This is a genomic window from Rhizobacter sp. P3_C12 (assembly GCF_056402735.1).
Map to the genome: position 1 here is coordinate 20,765 of NZ_JBFUGW010000013.1, position 18,380 is coordinate 39,144.

Below are 18,380 nucleotides of genomic sequence, written 5' to 3' on the forward strand. Positions count from 1 at the left end.
ACGAGAGACTGCCTTCAGCCGTGGATCGCGGCGGAGACGATCATCCCGATCGCGATGCACATCGAGCCGACGACGATCGCCAGCGCCACGTTCTTCTTCTCGACGATCTCGGCCCACAGGTCATAGGGCGTGATCTTGTCGACGATGATGAAGCTGATCCAGAAGACCAGCACGCCGATCAGTGCAAACAGGATGGAGCCGACAAAGATGCCGGGCTTCATCCATTCGATTCCCATCATGAGAGCCTCCTGTGTGGGGTTGTCTTCACTTGTGGCCGCCGCCGCTCGAGAAGCCGCCGAACGAGCCGCCGCCGGTGCGAAAGCCGCTGCCGCCGCCGCTGCGGTTGCTGTTCAGGCAGCTGGCGTACTCCTGCGAATTCTCGCCGTAGGTGCTGCGCAGGCCGCTGCAATCGGCCGAGCTGCTGCTGCAGCGGAACAGCATCAGCAGCACCGCGATCACGAACATCGCGACGAAGAGCTTGGCCAGCAGCCCGCCCGAGCCCGATGACGGCAGCGCATCCCGCTGCAGCGCCGCGCGCCGGTCGCCAGCGAGCCGGAACGCCTTCATCACGTCGTCGGCGCTCATCGCGTCGCCCGCCGACCAGACGATCTCGTCGCCGGTCTGCTCACGGTTCAGCCGCTTGCTGCCGGACTGGTAGTCGGTGTTGAGCGTGCGCTGCGCGCGCGTGAGCTGCCAGTAGAACTCGCCGAGCACGTAGGTGACCTGCCCGGTGTAGGTGTAGAGCTTGCGGTAGGTCGCGCCCTGGTACACCGCACTGTCCCCGCGCAGCTGCGGCACGCCGGTGATCGGCGCCGTCCAGCTCCAGCCGTCTTCCGCGTCGACGATGAACGCGAAGCCCTCGGTGCGGTGGTACAGCAGGTACTCGCGCCAGAAGGTCTGCTCGTCGTCGGAGCCGTCGGGCAGCTCGCAGCGCTCGACATAGCCGACCACCTGCCACGGCAGCGGCGCCTTGCCGCCGAGCGCCAGCGTGCCGACGCTGCCGAGCGCGATCTGCGGCTCGCTGCCGTTGTCCTGCACGTAGTGCGCGAGGTCGCCGCCGACGCCTTGCGACACGTCGACCACCGAATGGCACTGGTGGCAGACGATCGATTGCGTCGTCGCCAGCTTCACCTCCAGCGAGGTGCCGCAGTTCGGGCATTCGACGCTGCGCGCCTTCAGCGTCTTCTGCGCCTGCTCGGCGAGGCCCGTCATCGCGAGCTCGCTGATCGCGACCGAGCGGCCGACCGACCACTTCGGCGCCGCCGGGTCGCTGTAGTCGAGCGTGCCGACCTCGTCGCGCGTGCTGCGCAGGTCGCTGACGACGAAGCCGCGCTCCGTGTTCGGCTTGACCGGCAGCTCGCCCTGCGCCGCGATCAGCTTCGCGGCCGAGACCGACGCGACCGACCACGGCTGGCCGTTGACGATCTGCTGCTGCCCGGGCCGCAGGCTGGCCGCCTCCGGCACCGCGGCCTGCAGCGGCTGGTCGAACGCGAGCACGTAGCGGCCGTTGTCCTCCGACAGCCAGCCGCTGCGCCCGTTGTCGAACAGCGCATGCCATTCGTTCCACGTGCCCTCGGCGTAGCGGTACTGCAGCCGGCCCACCAGCGTGAAGCCGGCGCCCTGCACGCGCCCGCTCGCACCGAGCTGCAGCGGTGAATGGTCGTCGAACAGCTCGGCGCTCTGGCCGATCCTGCGCAGCGCGTCGCCGTCGCGCACGATGGTGCTGCGGCAGAAGCTGCAGACCGCGAACGCCGACGCGGCCGAGCGGAACTCGACCTCGGCGCCGCAGTTGGGGCAGGGCGCGCGGTAGGCGCGCTGTGGGCTGGGTTCGGTCGCCAAGAAAGAGCGGCGACCTTAGACCAGCTTCTTCAGCAACTCGGCCTTCTTGGCGTCGAACTCGTCCTGCGTCAGGATGCCCTTGGCCTTCAGGTCGCCGAGCTTCTCGAGCGTGGCCATCACTTCGTCGGGGCGGAGGGGTGTCGCAGCGGCCGCGGCGGCTGCCGCGACCGGCGCTGCCGCCGGCTGCTGCAGCCCGTGGCTGAGCTGCTGCGCCAGCACCTGGCCGAGCGCGACACCCGCGCCCAGGCCCATCGCATCGCCGGCGATGCCACCACCGCCACCGCCGCCCTCGGCGAACTTCGGCAGCGCCTGCGCCGTCTGGTACTGCATGAACTTGCCCATGTCGTTGCCGACCATGCCCATGCCGATCTTCTGGTCGAGGATCTTCTGCAGCTCCTCGGGCAGCGAGATGTTCTGCAGCGTGACGCTCTCGAGCAACAGGCCGAACTTGTTGAACGACGGCTGCGTCGCCTCCTGCAGCGCCTTCGCGAATTCGACCTGGTTGGCTGCGAGGTCGAGGAAGGCGATGCCGCTCCCGGCCACCGCGTCGGAGATGTGCTGCAGCATCAGCGCGCGCAGCTGGCCGTCGAGTTCGGCGGTGGTGTAGCTCGCGCGCGTGCCCGAGATCTCGGTGTGGAACAGCTTCGGGTCGGCGATGCGGTAGCTGTAGTTGCCGAAGCCGCGCAGGCGCACCGCGCCGAAGTCCTTGTCGCGGATCGTCACCGGCTGGGTCGTGCCCCAGCGCTGGTCGATCTGCTGGCGGGTGCTGAAGAAGTAGACGTCGCTCTTGAACGGGCTCTGGAACAGCTTGTCCCAGTTCTTCAGGTAGGTGAGCACCGGCAGCGTCTGCGTCGTCAGCTTGTAGGTGCCGGGGCCGAACACATCGGCCACCTTGCCTTCGTTGACGAACACCGCCATCTGCGATTCGCGCACGGTGAGCGAGCCGCCGTACTGGATCTCGTTGTCGGCCATCGGGTAGCGCCAGGCCAGCACGCCGTCGCCGGACTCGGTCCACTCGAGGATGTCGATGAACTGTTTCTTGATGAAATCCATCAGGCCCATGGCGCGAAGCTCCTGCAAAACGACCGGCTCCGGGATCGGAGTGCGGCGAATAATACGCCCCGGCATCGGCCGCTCGTCTCCCCCTTTTTGGTGAACCGCGCGGCGCGGCCCCTGGGCGGATCGGCTAGCGCTGGATCGGCGCCGACGCCGCGGCGCTCCACTGCATCGAACGGCCGAGGTATTCGACCCGGGCCTGCTGCTGCAGTGCGGCGAGCCCGCGCTCGACCGCCTTGCGGCGCCGTTCGGTGCGGATCACCGCCGCGATCTGCTTGACGGCCGCCGAGCGCGACACCGCGGTGGATTGCGTCTGCAGCACCGTCAGCACGCGCACGCCGCCGTCCTGCGGCAGCACCAGCGACTGGCCGACGCGCAGCGGCGCCAGGGCGTCGAGCAGCGCCTGCGGCGTCTCCTCGGGCTGCAGCGCGAACTGGCGCGCGTTCAGCGGCACGCCTTCGACGCGCAGCGCCTCCATCGTCTTGTCGGGCGTCGCCGCGGCCTGCAGCCGGGCCTTCAACGCCTCGAGGCGCGCGGCCGGCAGCGGCAGCACCGCCTCCTGCAGCCACATCAGCCGGCGCTGCGCGAACCACGCGGGGTGCGCTTCGTAGAACTGGTCGATCTCGTCGCTGGAGGGTTCGACGGCGGTGCCCGCCAGGCGCTCTTCGTAGGCCCGGGCCAGCACCTCGCGCTGCGCGGCCTCGATCATCTGCACGGTGCGCGGGTCGCGGTCCAGCCCGGCCTTGCGCGCGGCCTGCGCGGCGAGCGATTCCTGCACCAGGTCGGCCACCGCCAGGCGGCCCGCGGCCTGGGTCTGCGCGTTGCTTTCGCCGATCGCGGCGCGCGGCAGCACGAGTTCGAGCTGGTGCTCGCTGACCGGCTCGCCGTTGATCCTGAAAGCGGCCTGTTCGGTGGAGGCGCCGGCCTGCGGGCTGCAGGCGCCGAGAAGCGCCCCTGCGGCGGCGATGGCGGGGAGCAGGAAAAGGCGCGCGAGTACTGCGGAGGCGGGCATCTGGGGGGCTGCAAATTAGGGGGGCAGCCGGCACCGTACCCCCGCGCATCCAAAGCGGCCATGCCCTGAGTCGGGGGTAGGACAGCGGCGGGCCGGTCGTCGGTGGCGAATCGGTGCGAAATGTCACGCCGAGGCCTTTCGCGATGGCCTCGTGCGGCAGCGCGACAATGCCGCTTTTCCGCCACACCGCCGCTCACGAGGTGCCCGATGACCGCTCCCCGCCCTGCTCCTGCGTCATCCGAGAAGCCGCTGACCCTCGCCGTGGTCGGCGCCGGGCCGGTGGGCCTGGCTCTCGCGCTGCTGGCCGCGCAGTCGCTGCCGCGGGCGCAGGTCAGCGTGTTCGATGCCCGGCCGCTCGACAAGGACGTGTCCGGCGATCCGCGCACGCTCGCGCTGTCGCTCGGCAGCGTGCAACTGCTGCAGCGGCTCGAAGCCTGGCAGGCCGATGCGGCGCAGCCGATCGTCGAGGTGCATGTCTCGCAGCAGCCGCCGTCGCTCGGTGCCGCGCTGGCTGCCTGGGTCGGCGAGCCGACGGTGCGCATCAGCGCGCTCGAGGAGGCGGTGCCGATGCTCGGCGCGGTGCTGAGCTATGGCGGCATCGTCGCGCCGCTGCAGCGCGCATGGCTCGCGGCCTGCGAGCGCGAGCCGCAGCGCCTGCTCAGCCGCTTCGGCCAGCCGGTGCAGGGGCTGAAGCCGGTGGAGGGTGGGGTCGAGGTCGATGCCGGCATTGCCGAGCGCTTCGACATCGCGGTGGTGGCCGAGGGCGGCGTGTTCAGCCAGCTGCCGCGCGAGCGCCTGGGCGGCGTGCGCGAGCCGCTGCACCGCGACTATCACCAGACCGCCTGGGTCGGCACCGTGACGCTCGCGAACGCCCGGCCAGGGGTGGCCTACGAGCGCTTCACGCGCCACGGGCCGGCGGCGCTGCTGCCGCTGAAGAACGGGCAGGCCTCGCTGGTGTGGTGCGTGCCGGCCGCCGACGACCCGGTCGAGCCGCTGAGCGACGCGCAGCGGCTGGCGGTGCTGAACACGATGTTCGATGCCGAGGTCGGCGCGATCACCGCGGTGTCGCCGCTGAAGCGGTTCGCGCTCGGGCTGAGCGCCGAGCGCACGCTGACCGACGGGCGCACGGTGCGCATCGGCAACGCGGCGCAGACGCTGCACCCGGTGGCGGGGCAGGGGCTGAACCTCGGCCTGCGCGATGCGTTCGAGCTGGTGCAGGCCTTGTCGCGCAACGCGGACGTGGCGCAGGTGCTGCGGCGCCTGGAGTGGCAGCGCGGGCCGGACCGCTGGGCGATGATCGCCGCGACCGATTTCCTGGCGCGCAGCTTCACGTGGAAGCTGCCGGGGGCGGGGGCGGCGCGGGGGCTCGGGATGGCGGCGTTGCAGGCGTTGAAGCCGGTCAAGTCGGCGCTGGCGCGGCAGATGATGTTCGGTTCACGCTGAAACCCGTCAGGGCTCCAGCTTCAGGAACAGGTCCCGGTCCGGCGCGAAGTTCGCATACAGCGGCAGCAACGCGCCCCCCATCGCCCGTGCATCCGAGCCGATCGTGCCCGGCAGCACCTCCGGCCGCGCGACGCCTTCCCAGCTGTAGCCGTCCAGCGCGGTCGACAGCTCGCGCAGCAGCGCGGCCAGCAGCCCGCGGCCGAACGAGCCGTCGATGATCACGCCCTCCAGGTCGAGCAGGCAGGCCGCCGTGTGCACGGCCAGCGCGATGCCGGGGCAGGCGTCGCGCAGCCAGGCCTCGGTGATCGGCAGCCACGGCGCCGTCAATGCGCGCTCGTCCAGCCAGGCCTGCTCGGCCAGCCCGGCCTCGCGCCAGCGCGCCTCCAGGTCGAACAGCGAAGCCACGCTCAGCAACTGCCGCGGCAGCCCGTGGCCGTCGCTCGCGCCCAGCGCCAGCGAGCCGACCGCGCCGGCGTTGCCGCTGACGCCGCCGCGCAGGTGGCTGTCCAGCACCAGCCCGCCGCCGATGAAGGTGTCGATGAAGACGTAGAGGTAGCTGCGCATGCTGCGCCCGCGGCCGGCCACCAGCTCGGCCACGCAGGCGGCCGCGGTGTCCTTCACGAACACCACCGGCAGCTCGGTCAGCGCGGCCACGCGGGCGCGGATGTCGATCAGCGCCCAGGCCTGCGCCGCCTCGGCCGACACGCCGAGCAGCGATTCCCATCCGCCCAGCGACAGCGGTGCCGCCACGCCCACGCCGTGCAGCACGCGCGCGCGCTCGGGGCCGAGCCGCCCGCGCAACTCGGCGAGGCCCTCGGCGATCTCGTCGAACAGGCGGTGCGGATCGGGGAAGGCATAGGCCCGCACCAGCCGCTCGCGCACCTGGCCGGTGAAGTCGACCAGCAGCATGTCCATGCCGCGCCGGCCGATCTTGATGCCGATCGAGAACGCGCCGTCCGGGTTCAGCGCCATCGGCACCGACGGCTGGCCGACCTTGCCGCGCACCGGCGCCTGCTTGACGACCAGCCCGTCGCCCTCGAGCCGGCCGATGATCAGCTGCACCGTCTGCGGCGTCAGGTGCGTGAGGCGGGCGATCTCGGCCTTCGGCAGCGCGCCGTGCAGCCGGATCGCCTGCAGCACCACGCGCTCGTTGAACTGGCGCATGCCCACGTGGTTGGAGCCGCGCGGCCGCAGCCGGCTCGCCTGAAGCTCGGTCATTCGGTCATTCGGTCAGGGCCGAAGGGCGTCGGCGATGACGCCCTTCTTGAAGAGGATGTTGGCGAACGGTTGCATCTCGCCAGTCTGCACGATCGCGTAGGCGCCGCGCACGCGCTCGTAGAACGCGAAGCGCTCGACGGCCTCGCACTGCGCGCCGAGCGGGTCGAGGATCTCGCGCTGCAGTGCCGAGCGGTAGCCCTCGGCCGTGCCGCTCACCTGCATGAAGGCCACCGGCCGCGGCACGGCTTCGTCGAGCGGGAACACCGACAGCACGGCCGCGCAGGCCCGTGCCATGCCGATACCCGGCAGCCGCAGCACCGGCTGGCCGCCGGCCAGCGATTCGGCGGTGAAATTGGCGTCGGCCAGCACCACCTCGTCGCCGTGCCCCATCTCGCACAGCAGCTTCAGCAGGGCCGGCGTCAGCACGGGGTCGATGTTCTTCAGCATGGGTCGTGGGTACCGGGGTTCAGGCCAGGCAGTCGGCCGGCAGCTCGTCGACCCGCTTCGCGCCGGTCATCACCGCCACCGTGTCGCTCATGCTGATCTTCTTCGGGTTGACCACCGCCGCGCGCTTGCCGAGGCGCGCGATGTGGATGCGGTCGGCGATCTCGAACACATGCGGCATGTTGTGGCTGATCAGGATCACCGGCAGGCCCTTGTCGCGCACGCGGCGGATCAGCTCGAGCACCATGTTGCCCTCCTTGACGCCGAGCGCCGCGGTGGGTTCGTCCATGATGACCACGTGCCGCGCGAACGCCGCCGCGCGGCCCACCGCGACGCACTGGCGCTGCCCGCCAGACAGCGTCTCGACCGCCTGCGTCATCGATCGGATACCGACTTTCAGCTCGTTCATCCGCGTGACGCTCTCCTCCAGCATCTTCTTCTTGTCGAGCATGCGCAGCACGCTGCCCATGAACCCGGGGCGGCGCAGCTCGCGGCCGAGGAACAGGTTCTCGGCGATGCTCATCGCCGGCGCCACCGCAAGATCCTGGTAGACGGTCTCGATGCCGGCGCGCCGCGCGTCGATCGGGCTCTTGAAATGGATGATCTTGCCGTCGAGCTTGATCTCGCCTTCGTCGGGAATGGTCGCGCCCGACAAGGCCTTGATCAATGAGGACTTGCCGGCGCCGTTGTCGCCGATCACCGCGAGGATCTCGCCGGCGCGCAGCTCGAAATCGGCACCGTCGAGCGCGACCACCTGGCCGTAGTGCTTCACGAGGCCGCGGGCCTCCATCACGAGGGGGGCTTGTGTATTGATCGACATCAGCGGGCTCCCTTGCGCGAGAGTTGGTCGGTGGCCACCGCCAGGATCACCAGCACGCCGGTCACCAGCACCTGGTAGATCGACGACACGCCCATCAGCGTCAGCCCGTTGCGGAACACGCCGACGATCAGCGCTCCCACCAGCGAGCCGAGGATCACGCCGCGCCCGCCGAACAGGCTGGTGCCGCCAAGCACCACCGCGGTGATCGCGTCCAGGTTCTCGGTCTGCCCGGCGTTCGGGTCGCCGACGCCGGTGCGCGCCACCGACAGCAGCGACGCGATGCCGTAGAACACGCCAGCCAGCACGTAGACCGAGAGCAGCACGCGCTGCGTCGGGATGCCGGTCAGCCGCGTCGCCTCGGGGTTGTTGCCCACCGCGTAGACGTGGCGGCCCGAGGCCGTCTCGCGCAGCGCGAACCAGGCCAGGCCGTACAGCGCGAGCATCAGCACCACGCCGTACGCGACGTTGGTGGTGCCGCCGAGCGCGAAGGTGTTGCCCAGCACCGTCATCGCGTCGGGCACGTCGGTCACCGTCTGCGAGTTCGAGTACAGCTGCGTGATCGCGAACGCGATGTTCAGCGTGCCCAGCGTGACGATGAAGGGCGGCAGCTTGATGCGCGTGACGAGCAGCCCGTTGACCAGCCCGAACAGCGTCGTCACGCCGATGCCGCACAGCACGGCCAGCAGCGGCGGCACGCCCAGCTCGGTCGCGAACTTCGTCATCACGATGCCGCCCAGCGCCATCACCATGCCGCAGGACAGGTCGATGCCGGCGGTCAGGATGATCAGCGTCTGGCCGATCGCGATGACGCCGACCACCATCACCTGCTGCAGCACCAGCGACAGGTTGCCGCCGGTCAGGAAGCGTTCGTTCTGCGTCGCGAAGAAACCGCAGGCGAGCAGCAGCGCGATGAAGGGGCCGAGCGTCGCGAGCGGGGGCAGCCGCCCCTTCATCACTTCTTGCCCCAGCACAGGTCCGTGCCGGTCTTCACGTCCTTGCTGTCGACGCCGGCCACCGGCTTGGCGGCGATCAGCGTGACGCCGGTGTCGGTGTAGCCGCTCGGCTTCTTGCCGGTCTTCGCGTACTCGATGCCGGCCTCGACGCCCATCGCCGCCATCTTCAGCGGGTACTGCTGCGAGGTCGCCGCGATGATGCCGGCGCCGACGTCCTTGATGCCCTGGCAGCCGCCGTCGACCGAGACGATGGTGACGCCCTTTTCCTTGCCGGCCGACTTCAGCGCCTTGTACGCACCGGCGGCGGCCGGCTCGTTGATCGTGTAGACCAGCGTCACCTCGGGGCTCTTCTGCAGGCAGTTCTCCATTGCGGTCTGCGCCTTGGCCTGGTCGCCGTAGCTGTCGGCCATGCAGACGACTTCGGCGGCCTTGCCGAGTTCGTTGCTCTTCGCATCGGGCGCGGCCAGCCCGAAGCCCTTCAGGAAGCCGTTGTGGCGCTGTGCGCCGACCGGGTGGCCGGGGAACAGGTCGAGCGTGACGATCTTCACCGGCTTGCCCGCCGTTGCCGCCTTCGCGTACTGGCCGATCAGCACGCCGGCCTGGTAGTTGTCGGTCGCGAACAGCGCGTCGGTGCCCTCGGTCGGGTCGGTCGGGCTGTCGAGCGCGATCACCAGCACGCCCTTGTCGCGCGCCTTCTTGATGGCCGGCACGATCGCCTTCGAGTCGCTCGGCGTGATCAGGATGGTCTTGGCGCCGGCGGCGATCATGTTCTCCATCGCGGTCACCTGGCCGGCGTTGTCGCCATCGGCCTTGCCGGCGCCGCTCAGCAGCTTCGCGCCCTTGGCCTTGGCGGCCTCGCTGGCGCCTTCCTTCATCTTCACGAAGAAGGGGTTGGTCTCGGTCTTCGTGATCAGGCCGATGATCGGCTGGTCGGCAGCGTGGACCGACGCGGAGCCGGCCGCGAACAGGGCAGCGGCGGCGATCGACGACAGGATCGGCAGGGTCTTGAGGCGCATGTCTTGTCTCCGGGATGTTGTGAGGGTCTGGAATGCGGAAGCGCGTATCGGCAGCGCGCAGCAGAGTATGGGCAGCGGCGTTTAATAAATCAAGTTGATTGATTAATGGAAAACCCTGTAGCCTCCGCGGCCCGCCGGGGGCAAGCTGGCGCGCCCTTTGCGGGCCCCTTTTTCTGGAGAGTCCGATGTTCGTGGTGTGTGGCGAAGCCTTGATGGATGTGTTCTCGACCGGCAGCACGCCGACCGGCGTGAGCATGGATGCACGCATCGGCGGCTCGCCGTTCAACGTCGCGGTCGGGCTGGCGCGGCTCGAGCAGCCGGTCGCATTCTTCGGCGGGGTGTCGAGCGGCTTCCTGGGCGAGCGGCTGGTGGCGGCGATGCAGGCGGAGCGTGTCGACACGCGGGCGCTGCACGTCAGCAGCGCGCCGACCACGCTCGGCCTGGTCGGGCTCGATGCGGCCGGCGTGCCGTCGTATGCGTTCTATGGCCACGGCGCGGCGGACCGCGAGGTGCCGCTCGAGGCGCTGCAGCGCGTGCCGGGCGATGCGAAGGTGATCCACGTCGGCTCGTTCAACACCATCGTCGAGCCGGTGGCGGGCACGCTGCGGGCGCTGGTGGAGCGCGAGCACGGGCGCTGCCTGATCTCGTACGACCCGAACATCCGGCTGAACGTCGAGCCCGAGGTCGCGCGCTGGCGCGAGCAGCTGCAGTGGATGCTGCCGCGCACGCACCTGCTGAAGGTCAGCGACGAGGATCTCGCGCTGCTGTACCCGGGCGTCGCGCACGAGGCGCTGGCCCGTCAGTGGCTCGCGGCCGGCGTGACGCTGGTGGTGGTGACGCGCGGCGCGAAGGGCGCGATCGGCTGGACGGCCGGCGCGCAGGCCGAGGCGCAGCCGGTGGTGGTGACGGTGATCGACACGGTCGGCGCCGGCGACACCTTCCAGGCGGCGCTGCTGACCTGGCTGGCCGAGCGGGCTGCGCTGTCGGGCCAGGCGATCGCGGCGCTGGGCAGCGATCAGCTGGCCGATGCGCTGAACTTCGCGGCGCGCGCGGCGGCCATCACCTGCTCGCGGCGCGGCGCAGACCTGCCGCGGCGCAACGAGCTGAACTGAATCCGGCCCCGGGCTCCGCGACAATACGCGGCAAACCAGCCCGGAGGAGGGGCCTCATGATCCAGATCCTGCGACGCGCTCGCCCTGCGAGCCGTTGGCTCGCCGCCATGTCCGTGGCGATCCTGGCCGCCTGCGGCGGCGGTGGTGGCGGCGCCGACGTCGGTTCGTCCGGCAACCAGTGGATGACGCCGTTGGCGCTGGAGAAGCAGGCGCAGGCCTCCGCGGCCATCGAACTGCCCGTCAGCTATGCGGAATCCCTGTTGACCCTCGGCTACGAGGTCGACCGCTGGCTGAAGGAACCCGTCGGCGAGGAGACGCAGGTGAGCTGCATGGGCGGCGGCCAGCGGACGCTGCACTGGAGCGATGCGAACGCCAACCGCACCGTCGATGCCGGCGACACGATCGAGGTCACGCTGTACCACTGCCTGCTGCCGGCCACGGCCGCGGTCTTCACCGGAACTGCGCGCCTGAGCCTGCAAGCGCCGCCTGCCGGCAAGCAGGCCGCTGCGTTCGTCGAGCTGACTGGAAGCGGGTTGCAGCACACCTCGGGCACCTTCACGTTCTCGTGGACGGGGGCCCTCCACCATGAGTCCTGGAGCGACGGCCTGCGCCAGGGATTTTCGGAACGCTCCGACGATGCCGTTCCGCTCGAGTTCGCGGGGACGAGCGGCGGAACGCCCACGGTCGACCGGATCACCGGCATGCTCGTCTCCAGGGAGGAGCTGATCCAGCGCTCGGGCATCGCGACCACGATGCAGATGACCTTGTCCAGCGGGCTGCTGCAGGGCCAGGTCCAGCTGTCGACCCCGCAGGCGCTGTTCGCCTACTTCGACACTTACCCCTCGGAGGGCCAGCTCATGGTCACAGGGGCGCGATCGACGTCGCTCGGCGTGAGTGCCGAGGACGGCCGGCAGCTGGCGACGCTGCGTGGTTCCTGGGGCTTGAACGAGGCCATGCCGTGGTTCCGGATGGTCACCGGCTTCCCGTGGTGGCATGCGGGCGACCTGCCGGGCGCCTATGGCAACGTCAAGGACATCCAGTTCGACACCCTCTGGGCGATGGGCGCGGCGTCCGTGCCCGTCGCGCCACAGCGGCGCGAGGCATCGCTGCACTTCTCGCACGCATTGACGCCGGCATCGTTCGACGTCAGCCTGGTGCGCGAGCCGAAGGAGGGCGACTACGACTGGGGCGATGCGATCGTGACCGCCCGCGCCGAGACCGTCGAATCCAGCCTGGTCCTGCACCTGCCGACGCAGTTGCAGCCGGGGCGCGAGTACCTGGTGCAGCTTCCGCCGCAGGCCCCGCTGGCGGGCACCCGCGGGCAGGTCCTGGCCGGTACGGGATTCCGGCTGGTCGTCGACAACGCAGCCGTCGCCAGCGTGTCGGCCCCGACCGGCCGCGTCGTGCTCGCCGGCAGGCCGGTGAGCCTCGAGGCCGGCGCGAGCCTGTCGAGCGGGGCCGACCCGGTGCTGTCGTACGCATGGCGGCAGTTGAACGGCGCGCCCTTGAACGTGACACCCGACGCCGCGCACGCCAGTGTCGACGTCGCGCCCCAACCCGGCGCGGCGGCGTTCGAAGCCGACATGCTGGTGACGATCACGACGGCCGCGGGCGTGGTCGACACCGACCGCGTGCGATTGCAGGTCGTGCCTTCCGCCGCCGGCGCCATGCTGATGCAGGTGAAGGCCCGCTCCGCCGACTGGCTGGCGCGCGGCGCGGACGGTCTCGTCGCATTGCCGGCCGACATGGCCACGGCCGAGATGATGACGGCGGGCGTCCCGACCGACGTGCTGCGGACCCGCATCCCGCCGGTCGGAACGGAGTTCGCGAAAGCAGCCGCCAGCTTCCAGGGCACGCTGGTGCTGACGCTGCCGCCCGGCGTGCCGCTGGCGCCGGGCACCTACGATGCGCCGGTCAACATCTTCAAGCGAAGCTCGACGGCGTCGATGGACCTCTGGTGGCCGATGCCCGCGTGCGACGACCTGACGGGACGCTTCACGCTGCTCGACGTCGCGCTGGGCACGACGTCCTCCGGACTGGACCTGCTGAGACTCGAGCGGCTGGCCGTCGACTTCGAGTTCTCCTGCAGCGGCGTGCCGGCGGTGACCGGCTCGTATCGTCTGCGCAGCGAGCTTCCGCTGGCTCCGTGACCCGCTGCGCGGCCTGCTTCGTCAGGCCGGAATCCACCTCGGCTGCCGGTGCGTCAGTGCCGGCAACTGCATCCGCACCTGCGCGATCCGCGCCGGATCGAGCGTCGCCATCACGACCCCTTCGCCCTCTTCGCGCATCGCGAGCACCTCGCCCCACGGATCGGCGATCAGGCTGTGGCCGAAGGTGCGGCGACCGTTCTCGTGCAGCCCGCCCTGCGCCGGTGCGATCACGTAGCACTGGTTCTCGACCGCGCGCGCCCGCAGCAGCAGCTCCCAGTGCGCGCGGCCGGTGGTGTGCGTGAAGGCGGCCGGCACCGCCAGCAGGTCGCACGGCGGCGACATCATCGCGCGGTACAGCTCGGGGAAGCGCAGGTCGTAGCAGATGCTCAGGCCCACGCGCAGCCCGTCGGCGTCGAAGGTCACCGGCTCGCTGCCGGCCTGCAGCACGCGGCCCTCGTCGAAGTTCTCGCGGCCGTTGTCGTAGCGGAACAGGTGCATCTTGTCGTAGCGCGCCGCGAGCGTGCCGTCGGGGGCGAACACGCAGCTCGCGTTGAGCGCGAGCTCGGGGCTGCCGGTCCGCAGCGGAAGCGTGCCGCCGATGATCCAGATCCCGTGGCTGCGCGCCGCCTCGGACAGCATCGCCTGGATCGGCCCGTCGCCCGGCGCCTCGGCCAGCGCGAGCTTGTCGCGGTCGCTGTGGCCCATCAGGCAGAAGTACTCCGGCAGCCCGACCAGCCGGGCACCGGCCGCGGCCGCCTGCGCGATGAGCCGGCGGGCATGGTCCAGGTTCTCGTCGACGCGCGGCGTCGAGACCGTTTGAAGTGCGGCGATCAGCATCGGGGTTTCCCTGAAGAATGTGGCCTTCCTCACGCCGTGAAGGCCGGAACGCCACAGCTTACGTCGGACTCCGGGCCTGCGCCCGTCACAGGAATAGCAGCTGGGGCAGAATCCGACCGCCTTCCTTGACACGGGCAGCAACGTCTCATGGCTCTCGAGTCTTCCACCCTCGGCGCGCCGGCCTCCCATGCCGCGACGGCCGCACCCGCGACGCCCGGCCCGGCACTCGCCGAGCACAGCCGCTTCGTGCAGCGGATCCGCCGCCGCTTTGGCGCCGAGCTGTCGCTGCTGGCGCCCGGCCTGCCGACCCGCGAGCCGATCGAGGCGCTGATCGACGCGCTGCTGGCCACCGAGCGCACGCTGCCGAGCGCGCTGCGCGTCGCCCGCCACCTGGTGCTGGAACGCCTGGCCGTGCTCGACATCGAGCAGGGCGCGGCGATGGAGGACATCACCCGAGCGATGACCGAGCTGGCCGAGACCACGCTCGACCGCGCGATCGCGCAGGCGCAGCACGAGCAGGACCAGCGCTACGGCGCGCCGCTGAACGCCGACGGCCGGCGCATCGACTTCTGGGTCGTCGGCATGGGCAAGCTGGGGGCGCGCGAGCTGAACGTCTCGTCCGACATCGACCTGGTCTACGTCTATGAAGAAGACGGCGAGACCACCGGGCCGCAGCAGGTCACCGCGCACGAATACTTCTCGCAGCTCGCGCGCGGCCTGTACGCGCTGATCGGCGACACCACCGACGACGGTTTCGTGTTCCGCGTCGACCTCGCGCTGCGGCCGAACGGCAACTCCGGCCCGCCGGTCGTCAGCCTCGCGATGCTCGAGGAGTACTTCCTGGTGCAGGGCCGCGAGTGGGAGCGCTTCGCGTGGCTGAAGAGCCGCGTCGTCGCACCGCGCGAGAGCGTGCGCAACGGCCGCGCGCTCGCGCTGCGCTCCACCGTGACCAGCTTCGTCTACCGCCGCTACCTCGACTACGGCGTGTTCGAGGGGCTGCGCCAGTTGCACCGCAAGGTGCGCGACGAGGCGCAGCGCCGCGCCGCCGGCCGGCCGGAGCGCGCGAACGACGTGAAGCTGTCGCGTGGTGGCATCCGCGAGATCGAGTTCATCGTGCAGCTGCTGCTGGTGGTGCGCGGCGGGCAGTYCCCCGAGATCCGTACCCGCTCGACGCTGAAGGCGCTGGCCAAGCTGACCGCCGGCGGCCTGATGAAGCCGGCCAGCGCCGACCGGCTGGCCGAGGCCTACACCTTCCTGCGCCGCATCGAGCACCGCATCCAGTTCCTCGACGACCAGCAGACGCACCTGCTGCCGACCGCCGACGAAGACCTGAACTGGATCGCGCGCAGCATGGGCCTGCACTGCGGCAAGGTCTCGTGCGAGCTGCTCGAGCTGCTGGGCGCGGCGCGCGAGATGGTCGCGCTCGAGTTCGACGCGCTGCTGCACGAAGGCCAGGCGCCCGGCGCCTGCCCGCCCGGCAAGAAGGCCGGCAGCTGCAAGACCTGCGGCCCGCCGCCGCAGCCGGTCGACAGCGAGGAATTCATCGAGAAGCTGCCACCGGAGATCGCCAGCCGCGTGCGCAGCTGGTGCGGCCAGCCGAAGATCCGCGCGCTGCGCGATGACAGCAAGGTGCGGCTGGCGCGCCTGATCACGCGCACGGTCGAGGCCGTCGGCGACCGGCGCTGCACGATGGACGCCGCGGCGCGCTTCGTCGACTGGGTCGAGCCGCTGCTGCGCCGCGAGAGCTACCTCGCGCTGCTGGTCGAGCGGCCCGAGGTGCACAACCGGCTGCTGCGCCTGCTCGGCCTGGCGCGCTGGCCGATGCGCTACCTGATGCAGCACCCGGGCGTGATCGACGAGCTGGCCGACGAGCGCCTGCTGCACGGCCGCTTCGACGCCACCGAGTTCATCGCCGACCTGGAGGCCCGCCACGAGGCCTGGGAGCGCTCCGGCCAGGCCGACGAAGAATCGCTGCTCGACACGCTGCGCCGCGCCCACCATGCCGAGGTGTTCCGCACGCTGGTGCGCGACGTCGAAGGCCACATCACGGTGGAGCAGGTGGCCGACGACCTGTCGGCGCTGGCCGATGCCACGCTGCAGTGCGCGCTGAACTGGGCCTGGGGCCACCTGAAGCTGCGGCATCGGCCGGCGCCGCGCTTCGCGGTGATCGCCTACGGCAAGCTGGGCGGCAAGGAGCTCGGCTACGGCAGCGACCTCGACGTGGTGTTCCTCTACGACGACAGCGACGAGCCCGATACCGACCGCGCCGCCGAGGTCTATGCCGCCTTCGTGCGCAAGCTGATCACCTGGCTCACGCTGCGCACCGCGGCCGGCGAGCTGTTCGACATCGACACCGCGCTGCGGCCGAACGGCAGCTCGGGCCTGCTCGTCACCTCGCTCGCCTCGTTCGAGAACTACCAGCGCGGCCGCGGCAGCAACACCGCGTGGACCTGGGAGCACCAGGCCGTGACGCGGGCGCGCTTCTGCGCCGGCGACGCCGAACTGGCGCCGCGCTTCGAGGCGGTGCGCCGCGCGGTGCTGTGCGCGCCGCGCGACCCCGCCGCGCTGCGCACCGAGGTGCAGGCGATGCGCGAGAAGGTGCGCAGCGCCCATCCGGTGCGCGGCGCGTTGTTCGATGTCAAGCACAGCGCGGGCGGCATGATGGACGCCGAGTTCGCGGTGCAGACGCTGGTGCTGGCGCATGGTGCGGCGCATCCCGAGCTGCTCGACAACGTCGGCAACATCGCGCTGCTGCAGCGCGCCGAGGTCTGCGGGCTGCTGCCAGCCGGCGTCGGCAGCGCGGCGGCCGATGCCTACCGCGAGCTGCGCCGTGCGCAGCACCGGGCGCGGCTCGACGAGCAGCCGACCCAGTTCGACCCGGCGCCGCTGGCTGCGTACCGCGATGCGGTGCTCGCGCTGTGCGCCGCCGTGTTCCCCGCGTCGGCCGGCGCTTGATCACCCAAGGTCCCCGCGCATTGCGACAGCCCGGGCGGGCGTGGGGGTTGCTGTCGGCCTCGATCTTCCTCGCGACGCTCGCGGCCCAGGCGGTGCCGAAGGCGGTGCTCGACTGGCAGCCCGGGCTCGCCGCCACCGAACCGTGGCGCTGGTGGACGGCGCTGTTCGTGCACTTCAGCCTGCTGCACCTCGGCGCCAACCTGCTCGGCCTGGTGCTGGTCGCGGCGCTCGGCCTGTCGGCGCGCGTGCCGTGGCCGATGAGCGCGGCCTGGTTCGCGGCCTGGCCATTGACTCACCTCGCGCTGCTGCTGCAGCCGGCGCTGCGCCACTACGGCGGGCTGTCGGGCGTGCTGCATGCGGCGGTGGCGATCGTCGCGGTGCACCTGCTGACGGCACTGCGCGTGCCGCGCCCTCACCGCTGGATCGGCGGCGCGGTCCTCGCGGGCCTGTGCGCGAAGGTGTTCAGCGAGTCGCCGTGGCTCGGGCCGGTGCAGCACACGGCCGGCTGGGACATCGGCGTCGCCCCCATTGCGCATGCCTGCGGGCTGGTCGTCGGCGTCGCCTGCGCGCTGGCCGCCGCGGGCCTGCAGCGCCGTCCTGCCGGAACCGGATTCGATGACTGAACGAAAGAGCGCGCTCGATACGCTGGCCGTCACCTCGCTGATCGGGCTGTGCTTCCTGTGGGGGCTGAACCAGGTCGCCGCGAAGGCCGCGCTGCCGGAGGTGCCGCCGCTGCAGCAGGCGGCGCTGCGCTCGGCGGGCGGCGCGCTGCTGGTGTTCCTGTGGTCGCGCTGGCGCGGCATCCGGCTGTTCGAACGCGACGGCACGCTGGCCGGCGGCCTGCTTGCCGGCGCGCTGTTCGCCGCCGAGTTCGTCTGCATCTTCCTCGGGCTGCAGTTCACCAGCGCGTCGCGCATGGTGGTGTTCATCTACCTGTCGCCGTTCGTCGTCGCGCTCGGCATGCCGTTCATCGCGAAATCGGAGCGGCTGTCGGGCGTGCAGGTGGGGGGGCTGGTGGCCGCGTTCGCCGGCGTCGCGTGGGCCTTCGCCGAGGGCTTCTCGCAGCCGGCCGTCGGCGCGCAGCAGTGGATCGGCGACGCGCTCGGTGTGACGGCCGGCGTGCTGTGGGGCGCGACCACGCTGGCGATCCGCGGCACCCGGCTGTCGGGCGCCTCGGCCGAGAAGACGCTGCTGTACCAGCTCGGCGTGTCGGGCGTGCTGCTGACGCTGGTCGCGCTCGCCGGCGGGCAGCCGCTGCCGCACGCGTTGTCGCCGCTCGCCTGGGGCTCGCTCGCGTTCCAGGTGGTGGTCGTCACGTCGGCCAGCTACCTGATGTGGTTCTGGCTGGTGCGCCACTACCCCGCGACGCGGCTGGCCGCGTTCACGCTGCTGACGCCGGTGTTCGGGCTGCTGCTCGGGCTGTGGCTGCTCGGCGAGCCGATCACCGCGCGACTGGTGGTGGCGCTGGCCGGTGTCGCGATCGGGATCGCGGTGGTGAACCGGCCCGCGAAGGCCTGATCAGGCG

16 protein-coding genes are annotated in these 18,380 nt (G+C 71.0%); 6 read left to right on the plus strand and 10 right to left on the minus strand.

Annotated features, from left to right (window positions below; translation table 11 throughout):
• Positions 1–14: 14 nt before the first annotated feature.
• From AC1DXV_RS04335 to AC1DXV_RS04350, 4 genes are all read right to left on the minus strand, one after another.
• Positions 15–236, minus strand: coding sequence for a DUF350 domain-containing protein (locus tag AC1DXV_RS04335; RefSeq protein ID WP_047593230.1), 222 nt, complete (start codon positions 234–236; stop codon positions 15–17).
• A gap of 28 nt (positions 237–264) precedes the next feature.
• Complete coding sequence (locus AC1DXV_RS04340; protein WP_477864986.1) at positions 265–1,839, minus strand: DUF4178 domain-containing protein; 1,575 nt, start codon at positions 1,837–1,839, stop codon at positions 265–267.
• 15 nt (positions 1,840–1,854) lie between these two features.
• The gene (locus tag AC1DXV_RS04345) at positions 1,855–2,901 is read right to left on the minus strand and encodes an SPFH domain-containing protein (RefSeq protein ID WP_477932630.1); all 1,047 of its coding nucleotides are present in this window, start codon (positions 2,899–2,901) and stop codon (positions 1,855–1,857) included.
• 124 nt (positions 2,902–3,025) lie between these two features.
• Entirely contained in the window at positions 3,026–3,907 is an 882-nt protein-coding gene (locus AC1DXV_RS04350) for an EpsD family peptidyl-prolyl cis-trans isomerase (protein WP_477864984.1), read from the minus strand.
• A gap of 207 nt (positions 3,908–4,114) precedes the next feature.
• Between AC1DXV_RS04350 and AC1DXV_RS04355 the strand changes: the two genes are divergently transcribed.
• Positions 4,115–5,350: an FAD-dependent monooxygenase gene (locus AC1DXV_RS04355; RefSeq protein WP_477864983.1), complete on the plus strand. Its 1,236-nt coding sequence runs from the start codon at positions 4,115–4,117 to the stop codon at positions 5,348–5,350.
• Between the two features lie 6 nt (positions 5,351–5,356).
• Here AC1DXV_RS04355 and AC1DXV_RS04360 read toward each other — a convergent pair whose 3' ends face one another.
• From AC1DXV_RS04360 to AC1DXV_RS04380, 5 genes are read right to left on the minus strand one after another with little or no spacing between them, the layout of a single operon-like run.
• The gene (locus AC1DXV_RS04360; protein ID WP_477864982.1) at positions 5,357–6,568 is read right to left on the minus strand and encodes an ROK family transcriptional regulator; all 1,212 of its coding nucleotides are present in this window, start codon (positions 6,566–6,568) and stop codon (positions 5,357–5,359) included.
• Between the two features lie 12 nt (positions 6,569–6,580).
• A complete protein-coding gene (locus AC1DXV_RS04365) occupies positions 6,581–7,015 on the minus strand; it encodes an RbsD/FucU family protein (RefSeq protein ID WP_477864981.1) in 435 nt (144 codons plus the stop codon).
• 19 nt (positions 7,016–7,034) lie between these two features.
• Positions 7,035–7,832 (minus strand): ATP-binding cassette domain-containing protein, encoded by a 798-nt coding sequence (locus AC1DXV_RS04370; protein WP_477864980.1) that lies wholly within the window; start codon positions 7,830–7,832, stop codon positions 7,035–7,037.
• Positions 7,832–8,785, minus strand: coding sequence for an ABC transporter permease (locus AC1DXV_RS04375; RefSeq protein WP_477864989.1), 954 nt, complete (start codon positions 8,783–8,785; stop codon positions 7,832–7,834). Before AC1DXV_RS04375 ends, AC1DXV_RS04370 begins: the two co-directional genes overlap by 1 nt.
• The gene (locus tag AC1DXV_RS04380) at positions 8,785–9,801 is read right to left on the minus strand and encodes a sugar ABC transporter substrate-binding protein (protein WP_477864979.1); all 1,017 of its coding nucleotides are present in this window, start codon (positions 9,799–9,801) and stop codon (positions 8,785–8,787) included. Before AC1DXV_RS04380 ends, AC1DXV_RS04375 begins: the two co-directional genes overlap by 1 nt.
• A gap of 185 nt (positions 9,802–9,986) precedes the next feature.
• On the opposite strand from AC1DXV_RS04380, the gene AC1DXV_RS04385 reads away from it, so the two are divergent.
• Complete coding sequence (locus tag AC1DXV_RS04385) at positions 9,987–10,913, plus strand: carbohydrate kinase family protein (protein WP_477864978.1); 927 nt, start codon at positions 9,987–9,989, stop codon at positions 10,911–10,913.
• A gap of 107 nt (positions 10,914–11,020) precedes the next feature.
• Positions 11,021–13,063, plus strand: a complete 2,043-nt coding sequence (locus tag AC1DXV_RS04390; RefSeq protein ID WP_477932632.1) for a hypothetical protein — start codon at positions 11,021–11,023, stop codon at positions 13,061–13,063.
• Between the two features lie 21 nt (positions 13,064–13,084).
• Here the strand turns inward: AC1DXV_RS04390 and AC1DXV_RS04395 are convergent, their stop codons facing one another.
• The gene (locus AC1DXV_RS04395; RefSeq protein WP_477932634.1) at positions 13,085–13,900 is read right to left on the minus strand and encodes a carbon-nitrogen hydrolase family protein; all 816 of its coding nucleotides are present in this window, start codon (positions 13,898–13,900) and stop codon (positions 13,085–13,087) included.
• A 147-nt stretch (positions 13,901–14,047) separates the two neighbouring features.
• On the opposite strand from AC1DXV_RS04395, the gene glnE reads away from it, so the two are divergent.
• The 3 genes from glnE to AC1DXV_RS04410 are packed head-to-tail and all read left to right on the plus strand — an operon-like array spanning position 14,048 to position 18,373.
• Entirely contained in the window at positions 14,048–16,855 is a 2,808-nt protein-coding gene (gene glnE / locus AC1DXV_RS04400; RefSeq protein WP_477932636.1) for a bifunctional [glutamate--ammonia ligase]-adenylyl-L-tyrosine phosphorylase/[glutamate--ammonia-ligase] adenylyltransferase, read from the plus strand.
• A gap of 20 nt (positions 16,856–16,875) precedes the next feature.
• Positions 16,876–17,478, plus strand: a complete 603-nt coding sequence (rrtA, locus tag AC1DXV_RS04405; RefSeq protein WP_477864579.1) for a rhombosortase — start codon at positions 16,876–16,878, stop codon at positions 17,476–17,478.
• Positions 17,471–18,373: a DMT family transporter gene (locus AC1DXV_RS04410; protein WP_477864580.1), complete on the plus strand. Its 903-nt coding sequence runs from the start codon at positions 17,471–17,473 to the stop codon at positions 18,371–18,373. Before rrtA ends, AC1DXV_RS04410 begins: the two co-directional genes overlap by 8 nt.
• Positions 18,374–18,380 lie beyond the last annotated feature (7 nt).